This window comes from Cupriavidus sp. CuC1, from assembly GCF_044627735.1.
Lineage (GTDB): Bacteria > Pseudomonadota > Gammaproteobacteria > Burkholderiales > Burkholderiaceae > Cupriavidus > Cupriavidus ulmosensis.
This window is the reverse complement of record NZ_JBIUHC010000246.1, coordinates 1-9,868: the sequence shown is the minus strand read 5'-3', so window position 1 is coordinate 9,868 and position 9,868 is coordinate 1. Positions and strand designations below refer to the sequence as shown.

The following is a 9,868-nucleotide window of genomic DNA, read 5'->3' as shown; positions in this document are numbered from 1 at the left end:
TCAAATCTCCTCACGTGTCAAGACCTTGCGTTGATCAATCGCGGCCTTCTTTGCGCTGCTTAACTTGGGTGGATTGGCTGCAGGGGGGGCGTAACCCGGGATATTGTATTCCGGGCAGGATCATGCCAGCATCGGCCATGCGCTCCGGCGCTCTTCATACGACTGGAAGCGAACATACATGGGTCATTCGCAGGCCGCCAAAGCATCCACCCGTCAACGTATTCTCGAGATCGCCGCGCGACGCTTTCGGGAACGCGGGTTTTCTAGCGTCGGACTAGCGGAGATCGCACGCGAGGCGGGCATCACACCGGCCGCGTTTTACCGGCATTTCGCCTCGCGCGAGGCCATACTGGCCGAGGCGGTCCATGAGGCCGCGCGCAGCCTCGATACCTGGGCGGCCTCGTCGCAGGATATTGCCAGTGCAGTGCGAAACTACCTTAGCGTGGCGCATCGCGACACGCCAGGCAGTGGGTGTCCGCTCGTCGCACTGGTGCATGATGCCGCGCGCGCGGACGACGTGACCCGCGATGCCTATACCGCTGAGGTCAAGCGCATGCTCGACTTCCTAGAAGGTTTGCTGGCCGCGCAGGGGCATGCCAACGCGCGCGCGATGGCCGTCCTGCAGCTCTCTGCGAGCGTCGGCGCGATGGGCCTGGCACGTGCCGCTGACGATCCCACGCTGTCACGCGACCTGCTGGACCAAGTGGCAGACGGTCTTGTCCGCCTGGGCACGCCACAGCCCTGAAGCCTAAAGCACCAGCTCGCGTATTGCGGCGTCTTCGGGCACGGCCGTCCGACGCAGCGCTTCGCAGCCATCACCTGCCGCCATCCGCGGGCAGTCCTCGAAGATCTGCGCCACCCAATCGACAAAGACGCGTACCTTCGGCGCCAGATGCCGGCTTTGCGGATAGATGGCGGCGATTGGAAACGGGCGTGGCCGCCATTGCGGCAGCAGTTCCACCAGTGCGCCGGTGCGCAGATGTTCCTGCACCATGAAACGGGGCGGCTGGAAAATGGCGGCGCCGCTGAGGCCATAGGCCACGTAGGCATCGGCGTCGTTGAAACTGATATGGCCGCGCATGCCAACCTCGACCGGATTGCCATCGATGATGAAATTCAAGTCCAGCGTGCGCCCGGTGCGGTTGGAGAAGTAGTGGATCGCGGTGTGATGCTGGAGGTCCGCCAGTGTGCGCGGCAGGCCTTGCCGCGCGATATAGGTCGGGCTGGCTACGGTGACCATGTGCATGTCGCCCAGGCCACGCGCGATCAGGCTTGAATCCTGTAGCGAGCCCGCGCGTATCGCGCAGTCCACACCGTCCTGGATCAAGTCCACCATCCTGTCGCCAAAGCCCACCACCAGTTCGATGTCGGGATAGCGCTCGTGGAACGCGTGGAGCCGGGGCATGAGAATGGTGCGCCCGATCGACGCCGGCATTTCCACGCGCAGCTTGCCGATCGGCCCCTGGCCCGAGCGCGTCAGCGCCACCTCGGTCTCGGCGATCTCCGCCAGGATCCGCATGCAACGCTCGTAGTAGTCGGCTCCTTCTGGCGTCAGCCGGAGCTGCCGCGTGGTCCGGTTGATGAGCCGCACGTGCAGATGCGCTTCGAGGCTCTGGATGATCGTGGTGGCGGAGGTGCGTGAAAGCCCCAGCGCCTCCGCCGCGCGCGAGAAGCTGTTCATCTCCACCACGCGGGTGAAGACTTCCATGGCCTGGACCTTGTCCATCGTACTGCCCTTCCTTAGTGCGCCGCGCGGAACCTGCAGCCTGTTTCGCGGCGGATTGTTTGGTGACGCCAAATTGTGTTCTGGATTATAGGCGTTTACCAGATGGCGGCAATGTACCAGACTACGTGCATCGCAGCATTTGCACGTCAGCGCAATCAGTCATGGCCCAGAAGGCATCCAAGGCATCCTCCTCCACGTCATCGGTCCACGTGGACAGCGTGAGCATCATTGGCCACGCGCAGCGCATTCCCCTGCGCGTTCACGTCCCCGACGGGATCACCGAGGCGTTGCCCGTGATCCTTTACCTGCACGGCGGCGGCTTTGTCGAGGGCAACCTCGACTGGGCCGAGGTGGCTGCCTCGACCCTTGCACGCGCCACGTCGGCCGTGGTGGTGGCCGTGGGCTATTCGCTCTCGCCGCGCTTCCCGTTCCCGGTACCGCTCGAAGACGGCTATCTGGCCGCGCTCTGGACACAGGCCAACGCCAGGCAATATGGCATCGACGCGCGCCGCATGGGTATCGCCGGTCACGATGCTGGCGGGAACCTGGCCGCGGGCATTTCCGCCATGGCGCGTGACCGCAAGGACTTCACGCTGCGCGCGCAGGCCTTGCTGGCACCGTTGCTGGACCCCAGCATGACGCGGCTGGCCGATATCGCCCGCCTGCATGACGTGGACCTGTCAGCCAGCGACTGCGCCATGGCGTACCGCGCCTACCTGCCCGACGTGCTGCAGCAACTGCATCCGTATGTGGCGCCACTTGAATCGCGCCGCTTGTCGCGCCTGCCGCCCACGCTGATCGTCAGCGCCGCGCAGGACGTCTGCCATATCGAAGCGGAAACCTATGCGAGCGGGTTGATCGCCGCGGGCGTCCCGACCGAGACCACGCGCTACGCGGAAGCCTCGCATTGCTCGATTGCCACCCACGCTCCCGCACTCGCCGACGTGGCGGCGTTCTTCGCGCGCAGGCTCGATGCATCGAAATCCGCGCCTGTCCCCCGCCGCCCCCAGCGGCCCCAGCGCCCCCCCGAATCACACCAATCCGACTATCCCGCTAATCCCACTAATCTCAGAGATCCCAAATAGGATCTTCGCAGGAGTGAAGTCATGGAACATCGCAGATCAATCTTCCGTCGCCCCTCGGTGGTGGCTGGCATCGGCGCCGCCGTGGTGGCGGCGGGCTTCACCGCAAGCGGGGTGCTGAACGACACGCGCGCGGCCGCGCCCACCGCGCCGCCGCCCACGCAGGTGACCGTCCAGTCGCTGCAACCGGAGGACGTGCGCATCTGGACCAGTTTCTCGGGCCGGCTGAAGTCCGTGGACGAAGCACTGGTGCGGCCCGAGGTGGGCGGGCGCATTGTCGAGGTCAGGGTCCGCGATGGCCAGACCGTGCGGACCGGCGACATCATGTTCGTGATCGACCCGCGTCCCTATGACGCGGCGGTGGCGCGCGCCAAGGCCGATCTGGCCGCCGCGAAGGCGCGGGCGGAGTTTTCCACCACCGAGTACGAGCGGGCGAAGGGGCTGATTGCGGATGATGCCATTCCCAAGAGCCTGCACGACCAGCGGGCCAACGAATACCGGACCGCGCAGGCCGCGGTGCAGGCCGCGGACGCCGCCTTGCGCCAGGCCGACATCAATCTGGACCATGCCTACGTCAAGGCGCCCATTTCGGGGCGTATCAGCCGCGCGGAAGTCACACTCGGCAACTTGGTGCAGCCGGGGCCCAACACGCCGGTGCTGACCCGCATTGTCTCGAATGACGGCATCTATGCCGACTTCGAGGTCGACGAGCAAAGCTACCTTCGCTCGATCCGCGCCAAGGCCGACACGCTGAGCAGGGAGCAGCAGATTCCCGTTGACATGAAGATCCAGGGCGATACCGATCACGTGTATCAGGGAAAAATCCATACGTTCGACAACAGCATCGACGTGAATACCGGCACGATCCGCGCCCGGGCCAAGTTCGCCAATCGGGATGGGGCGCTGCTGCCGGGCATGTCCGTGTCGATCAGCCTGGCCGACAGTGCCGACACGCGCGCACTGATGGTGCCGGACGTGGCGGTGGGCAGTGACCAGAGCAAGAAGTTCGTCTTCGTGGTGGGTCCCGACAACAAGGTCGCATATCGCGAGGTCACGCTGGGCGCCGGCATCGACGGCCGCCATATCATTCTGGCCGGGCTCAACGCGGGGGACCGCGTGGTGACCAAGGGCGTGCAGTTCGTCCGCCCCGATGTGGTGGTCGCGCCCACCGAGGCGGCGCCGGAAACGATAAAAACCGCATCCGCGCGGCACGCCGCACCGGCCACGTTGGCGGAGTGACACCATGAATCTCTCGAAATTCTTTGTCGACCGGCCAAACTTCGCGGCCGTGATCTCCGTCATGATCTTCCTGGCCGGGCTGATCGCCATTCCGAAGCTGCCGGTCTCCGAGTATCCGGAGGTCGTGCCACCGTCCGTGGTCGTGCGTGCGCAGTTTCCGGGCGCCAATCCGAAGGTAATTGCCGAGACCGTCGCCACGCCGCTCGAGGAACAGATCAACGGCGTGGAGAACATGCTCTACATGTCGTCGCAGGCGGCCAGCGATGGGGTGATGACGCTGACGGTGACGTTCAAGCTCGGCACCGACCCGGACCTGGCCACACAACTGGTGCAGAACCGCGTGAACGAGGCATTGCCCCGGCTACCGGACGTGACGCGCCAGCTCGGCGTCAGCACGATCAAGAGCTCGCCGAACCTGACCATGGTCGTTCACCTGGTCTCACCGAACGACCAGTACGACAATCTGTACCTGCGCAACTACGCGCTCCTGAACGTGAAGGACGAACTGGCGAAGATCAGCGGTATCGGCCAGATCAACCTGTTCGGCGCGGGCAACTACGCGATGCGTGTCTGGCTCAATCCGCAGAAGGTGGCCGAGCGGCACATGAATCCCGAGGATGTGGTGGCCGCCATCCGCAAGCAGAACATCCAGGTGGCCGCAGGCGTGATCGGCGGGGCGCCGTACAAGGACAACGTCGAGATCCAGCTGCCCGTGAACGTGCAGGGGCGGCTGGCCGATATCGACCAGTTCGAGAACATCATCGTCAAGCGCGATGGCGGCGTGGTGACCTACCTGAAGGACGTGGCGCGGATTGAGATGGGGGCCAGCGATTATGCGTTGCGCGCCCAGCTCGATAACAAGCAGGCCCTGGCGCTGGTGATCTTCCAGTCGCCTGGCGCGAACGCCATCGAGATATCGAACAACGTGCGGGCCAAGATGGAGGTGTTGAGCAAGCGGTTTCCGAAGGGGCTCGAGTACCGCATCGCCTACGATCCGACCACATTCGTGCGCGATTCCATCAAGGCCGTTACCCACACGCTGCTCGAAGCCATCGTGCTGGTGGTGCTGGTCGTGATCCTGTTCCTGCAGACCTGGCGCGCCGCCATCATCCCGTTGCTGGCCGTGCCGGTCTCGGTTGTCGGCACGTTCGCGGTGATGCATGTGTTCGGCTTTTCGATCAACGCGCTGTCATTGTTCGGGCTGGTACTGGCGATCGGTATCGTGGTGGACGACGCCATCGTCGTGGTGGAGAACGTGGAGCGCAACATCGCCAGCGGCCTGGCGCCACGTGAAGCCACGATCAAGGCCATGAAGGAAGTGACCGGGCCGATCATCGCCATCGCGCTGGTGCTGTGCGCCGTTTTCGTGCCGATTGCGTTCATCAGCGGGCTGACCGGGCAGTTCTATCGGCAGTTCGCGCTGACCATCGCGTTCTCCACGGTCATCTCCGCGTTCAACTCGCTGACGCTGTCGCCGGCGCTGGCGGCGCTGCTGTTGCGCGGCCACGATGCGCCGAAAGACCAGTTGACCCGCGCAATGGACCGGCTGCTGGGCGGCTTCTTCACGCGCTTCAACCGGTTCTTCCAGCGAAGTTCCGACGCATATAGCGGCGGCGTGAAGCGCGCGCTGCACCGCAAGCGCGGATCGATCCTGATCTACGTGGTCCTGCTGGGTGCCACGGTGCTCGGGTTCAGCAAGGTGCCCGGCGGCTTCGTGCCGATCCAGGACAAGGGGTATCTGGTGAACCTGATCCAGCTGCCCGATGGCGCCACGCTGGACCGCACCGAATCGGTCGTGCGACAGATGACCGAGATCGCCGCAAAGGAACCCGCCTTCCGCAACGCGGTGCAGTTCCCTGGGCTGTCGTTGAACGGCTTCATCAACAGCTCGTCGTCGGCAACGGTGTTCCTGGGCGAAAAGACTTTTGAGGAAATGCGCGAGGTCGGCGCATCGGGACCCGCGATGGCGGGCAGCCTGCAGCAGAAGTTCGCGGGTATCAAGGATGCGTTCATTGCAGCGTTTCCGCCGCCCCCCGTGCAGGGGCTCGGCAATACCGGCGGCTTCAAGCTCCAGATCGAGGACCGCGGCGACGCAGGCTACGTGGAACTGAGCAAGACCGTCAGCGCCGTGCTAGACAAAGCGCGCAAGGCGCCTGAACTGGCCAGGGTGTACAGCACCTACAACGTGACCACGCCGCAGCTGTTTGCCGATGTGGATCGCACCCGGGCGTCGCAGCTGGGCATCAACGTGGACGACATCTTCAAGACCATGCAGATCTACCTGGGGTCGCTCTATGTCAACGACTTCAACAAGTTCGGGCGTACGTACCAGGTGATCGCGCAGGGCGACAAGGACTTCCGCTCGTCGCGGGACGACATCCTGAAGCTGAAGGTACGCAACAACGAAGGCGAGATGGTGCCGCTGGGCGCGGTGGTCAGGATCACCGATACAAGCGGGCCGGAGAGCGCGTCGCGCTACAACGGTTATCGCTCGGCGGACATCAACGGCGGTCCCGCACCGGGGTACTCCACGGGACAGGCCCAGGCGGCCATCACCCGGATCCTGGACGAGACGCTGAGCGGCGAGATGACGTTCGAATGGACCGAACTCGCCTACCAGCAGATCCTGGCCGGCAATACCGCGCTGATCGTGTTCCCGATCTGCATCCTGCTGGTGTTCCTGGTGCTGACGGCCCAGTACGAGAGCGTATTCCTGCCGTTGGCGATCATCATGATCGTGCCGATGTGCCTGTTCTCGGCCATCACAGGCGTGTGGCTGACCAAGGGCGACAACAACCTGTTCACGCAGATCGGCTTCTTCGTGCTGATTGGACTCGCGTGCAAGAACGCCATCCTGATCGGCGAGTTTGCACGCGAACTGGAGATCCACGGCAAGTCGACGTTCGCCGCGGCAATAGAGGCCGCGCACCTGCGGCTGCGGCCGATCCTGATGACGTCCATCGCATTCATCATGGGCGTGCTGCCGCTGGTGCTGTCGCATGGTGCCGGCGCGGAGATGCGGCACGCGATGGGTGTGGCGGTGTTCTTCGGGATGATCGGCGTGACGTTCTTCGGCCTGTTCCTGACACCGATTTTCTATGTGATGGCGCGTGCATTGGAGAAGCGCATCACCAAGACCGAGAAGGTACATCACCATGTTGAAGCTTGAGCGAATCATCGCGCTGGCCGCGGTGGCGCTGGTGGCGGCATGCACCGCGCCCGTGGGGCCGCAATCGTCGGGCATCGATCCCGCGCCGCAATGGGCGAAGCTGACGGACGGGCAGGGCGGCGGCTATCTGGCCGGCGATGCCGGCACCAGCGTGGACCAGACCTGGTGGGCGCGGTTCCGCGATCCCGCGCTCGACAGGCTGGTCGCCGAGGCGCTGGCCAACAACAAGTCGCTGGCGATTGCCAGGGCGAGGGTGGAGGAAGCGCGCGCGGGGCGCCTGCTGGCGCAGTCAGCATTGGCGCCCCAGGTCAATGCGACGGCCAGCAGCGAACGCAGCAACCGTGGCTTCTTGACCAACGACCATCCTGTCACGATCAACCAGGTTGCCATCTCAGCCGCGTGGGAGGTCGACCTGTTCGGGCGCAACCAGGCGCGCACCGCGCAGGCAACGGCAATCCTGCAATCGGCCGATGCCAGCCAGCAGGCGGTACGCGTGGCGCTGCTGGCCGAAGTGGCACGCACGTACTTCGATCTGCGCAACTATGCGCAACAGATCGACATCACGCAACGGAACCTGGACAGCCAGCGCCGCACACTGCAGCTGATCCAGGCGCAGATGCGTGGCGCGTTGGCCAGCAACTTCGACGTGCAGCGTGCCGCCGCGCAGGTATCGGCCACCGAGTCGCTGCTACCAGCATTGCGCACCGGGTACGACGGCGCAATGAACCGGCTGTCGAACCTGCTTGGCCGCACGCCCGGTACGCTGGCTTCGTCGCTGGCCCCGTCGCTGTCCGATGCCCATGCATGGCAGCCGATCGACCAGGACATCGTGGTGTCCGCACCGGCAACGGTGCTGAGGGAGCGGCCCGACGTACGCGCGGCCGAGCGCCAGTTCGCGGCCAGTATCGCCGCGCGCAAGGCTGCCGTGGCGGAGCTGTTCCCCAATATCTCGCTGACGGCCTTCTTCGGCGCGCAGAATGCCACGCCGTTCTCGTCCACGCCATGGGGCATCGGGGCCGGGCTGATCCAGCCGGTGCTCAATTTCGGTCGTATCCGCTCGCAGATCGACGCGGCCGATCAACGACAGACCCAGGCATACCTGACCTATCAGCAGACCGTGCTCGATGCGCTGGAGGACATGGAGAACGCGTTATCCGGCTACATCAACGAGAATGCGCGCAATGCCTCGCTGACCGCCGGCGTGGCGCAGAACCGCAAGGCCGCCGAGCTGGCGCAGAAGCAGTTCCGCCAAGGCTACGTTGGCCTGCTCGATGTCCTGGTGGCGGAGCGCGACCTGCTCGATGCCGAGTCACGCCAGGCCGCATCGGATGCGAATCTGCGCAAGTCGCTGGTGCGGATCTTTGCCGCGGCCGGCGGCGGATGGCAGGCGCAATAACGAAAAGGTCGGGGGAAACCGGGCGGGGCGTCAGGCGTCGGGAGGCGCGGTGTCGCGCGGTGCGGCCAGCGCCATGAGCTGAGCGGCCACCGTGTTGAGCAGTTCGCGCGACAATTTTGGGTCCGACACCGCACGCGACATCGTCAGGGCACCGACACAGGCGCTGTAGATCAGCATCGCCCGGGCGTCCCGGTCGCCAGCGTCGGGCGGCAGCCCCGAGGCGATCAGCGCGAGCAGGCGTCGTAGCCGCTCGGTGTAGAGCGCGCGGGCCTCGCTGCCGCTTGTGCCCGCCTCGTTGAGAAACGCCGCGATGCCGCAACTCGTTGCCTGCGCATCGCGATGCGACTCGCTCAGGTAGACGCGGATGGCCTGCCGCAAGTCGGCGCGGGCGCGTCGCGTCCAATGGTCGGTGTCGAGAAACGCCTCGGCCATCGCCTCGCGCACGAACGCCTCGCGCGTGGCGAAGTGCTTGTAGAAACCGCCCACGGTCAGCCCGGCTTCCTCCATGATGTCCGCCACGCCAATGCCGCGCAGACCGTGCATGCGCAGGCGCTGCGAGGCGATCGTGACGATGCGCGCGTGCGTGGCCTGCTTCGAGGCTTGTGAGTGTCCCATTGGCGTTGCGGGTCAAGGCAGCAATACACGTACTCTAACGGATATTCTGAAGGCGCAGGACTAAAGACGCAGGGCGATACCCGATGCCGTTCGCGTGACGCGCGGCAATCAGTCAGCGCGTAGCCGCAGCGCGGCCAGCGTCAGCGGCTTCGCCACGACGGTGGTGGCCAGCGCCATCAGCAGGAGACCGGAGAACGCTGCCGCGCCGATCTGCCTGTTTTCCAGCAGGATCGCCAGCACCACCACTTCCATCAGCCCCTTGGTCTGCACAAGTGCGCCCAGCGTCCAGGCATCGCGCCGCCCCAGGCCGGCCATGCGCGCGGGCAGTGCGGTACCGGCCATCTTGCCGGCCACGGCCACCACCGTGGCGACGGCAAACACCACCAGCGCGTCGGCGCCGGCCGTAGTAAGGTCCGTGCGCAGGCCCGTCATCAGGAAGAAGAACGGCATCAGCACTACCACCGTGGTCGGTTAGGGCAGGGGTAGCCAGGGCCGCCGCGCCCGGATCAGGCGGCGGTGCCGGACACCCTCCGGATCTCCTCGGCCACGATCGCGATCAGCGCATCGGCGGCCGTGCTGAGCGGGCGCTGCGGATGGCTCACGCACACCAGGTGGCGCACGATGCGCGGCGCCAGGATGGG

8 protein-coding genes and 1 pseudogene are annotated in these 9,868 nt (G+C 65.3%); 5 read left to right on the top strand and 4 right to left on the bottom strand.

Translation table 11 applies throughout. The features are described from left to right. Nucleotides 1–178 precede the first annotated feature (178 nt). Nucleotides 179–745: a TetR/AcrR family transcriptional regulator gene (locus ACGLHR_RS48620; RefSeq protein ID WP_400102904.1), complete on the top strand. Its 567-nt coding sequence runs from the start codon at nt 179–181 to the stop codon at nt 743–745. Between the two features lie 3 nt (nt 746–748). On the opposite strand, the gene ACGLHR_RS48615 is transcribed toward ACGLHR_RS48620, so the two are convergent. After that, nucleotides 749–1,726: a LysR substrate-binding domain-containing protein gene (locus ACGLHR_RS48615; protein ID WP_400102902.1), complete on the bottom strand. Its 978-nt coding sequence runs from the start codon at nt 1,724–1,726 to the stop codon at nt 749–751. 161 nt (nt 1,727–1,887) lie between these two features. Here ACGLHR_RS48615 and ACGLHR_RS48610 point away from each other — a divergent pair, with 161 nt between their 5' ends. The 4 genes from ACGLHR_RS48610 to ACGLHR_RS48595 are packed head-to-tail and all read left to right on the top strand — an operon-like array spanning nt 1,888 to nt 8,612. After that, nucleotides 1,888–2,811 carry an alpha/beta hydrolase gene (locus tag ACGLHR_RS48610; RefSeq protein WP_400102900.1) on the top strand — a complete coding sequence of 308 codons (924 nt, stop codon included), beginning with the start codon at nt 1,888–1,890 and terminating at the stop codon, nt 2,809–2,811. 21 nt (nt 2,812–2,832) lie between these two features. Next, on the top strand, nt 2,833–4,047 hold the full coding sequence (locus ACGLHR_RS48605) for an efflux RND transporter periplasmic adaptor subunit (RefSeq protein WP_400102898.1): 1,215 nt from the start codon (nt 2,833–2,835) through the stop codon (nt 4,045–4,047). Between the two features lie 4 nt (nt 4,048–4,051). Next, a complete protein-coding gene (locus ACGLHR_RS48600) occupies nt 4,052–7,216 on the top strand; it encodes an efflux RND transporter permease subunit (RefSeq protein WP_400102896.1) in 3,165 nt (1,054 codons plus the stop codon). Continuing rightward, entirely contained in the window at nt 7,203–8,612 is a 1,410-nt protein-coding gene (locus tag ACGLHR_RS48595) for an efflux transporter outer membrane subunit (RefSeq protein ID WP_400102894.1), read from the top strand. The genes ACGLHR_RS48600 and ACGLHR_RS48595 overlap by 14 nt, the downstream gene beginning before the upstream one ends. Before the next feature lie 30 nt (nt 8,613–8,642). Here the strand turns inward: ACGLHR_RS48595 and ACGLHR_RS48590 are convergent, their stop codons facing one another. The 3 genes and pseudogenes from ACGLHR_RS48590 to ACGLHR_RS48580 all read right to left on the bottom strand — a co-directional run. Beyond that, nucleotides 8,643–9,227 carry a TetR/AcrR family transcriptional regulator gene (locus ACGLHR_RS48590; protein WP_400102892.1) on the bottom strand — a complete coding sequence of 195 codons (585 nt, stop codon included), beginning with the start codon at nt 9,225–9,227 and terminating at the stop codon, nt 8,643–8,645. A gap of 108 nt (nt 9,228–9,335) precedes the next feature. Continuing rightward, on the bottom strand, nt 9,336–9,677 hold the full coding sequence (locus ACGLHR_RS48585; RefSeq protein WP_400102890.1) for a cation:proton antiporter: 342 nt from the start codon (nt 9,675–9,677) through the stop codon (nt 9,336–9,338). 56 nt (nt 9,678–9,733) lie between these two features. Then, nucleotides 9,734–9,868, bottom strand: a pseudogene (locus ACGLHR_RS48580) (LysR family transcriptional regulator); the annotation flags it as partial.

What these genes read in the sequence shown, in the direction of transcription:
- ACGLHR_RS48605 (WP_400102898.1), top strand. Translation starts at nt 2,833, where the DNA reads ATGGAACATCGCAGATCAATCTTCCGTCGCCCCTCGGTGGTGGCTGGC.
- ACGLHR_RS48585 (WP_400102890.1), bottom strand. Translation starts at nt 9,677, where the DNA reads ATGCCGTTCTTCTTCCTGATGACGGGCCTGCGCACGGACCTTACTACG.
- ACGLHR_RS48600 (WP_400102896.1), top strand. Translation starts at nt 4,052, where the DNA reads ATGAATCTCTCGAAATTCTTTGTCGACCGGCCAAACTTCGCGGCCGTG.
- ACGLHR_RS48620 (WP_400102904.1), top strand. Translation starts at nt 179, where the DNA reads ATGGGTCATTCGCAGGCCGCCAAAGCATCCACCCGTCAACGTATTCTC.
- ACGLHR_RS48610 (WP_400102900.1), top strand. Translation starts at nt 1,888, where the DNA reads ATGGCCCAGAAGGCATCCAAGGCATCCTCCTCCACGTCATCGGTCCAC.
- ACGLHR_RS48590 (WP_400102892.1), bottom strand. Translation starts at nt 9,227, where the DNA reads ATGGGACACTCACAAGCCTCGAAGCAGGCCACGCACGCGCGCATCGTC.
- ACGLHR_RS48615 (WP_400102902.1), bottom strand. Translation starts at nt 1,726, where the DNA reads ATGGACAAGGTCCAGGCCATGGAAGTCTTCACCCGCGTGGTGGAGATG.
- ACGLHR_RS48595 (WP_400102894.1), top strand. Translation starts at nt 7,203, where the DNA reads ATGTTGAAGCTTGAGCGAATCATCGCGCTGGCCGCGGTGGCGCTGGTG.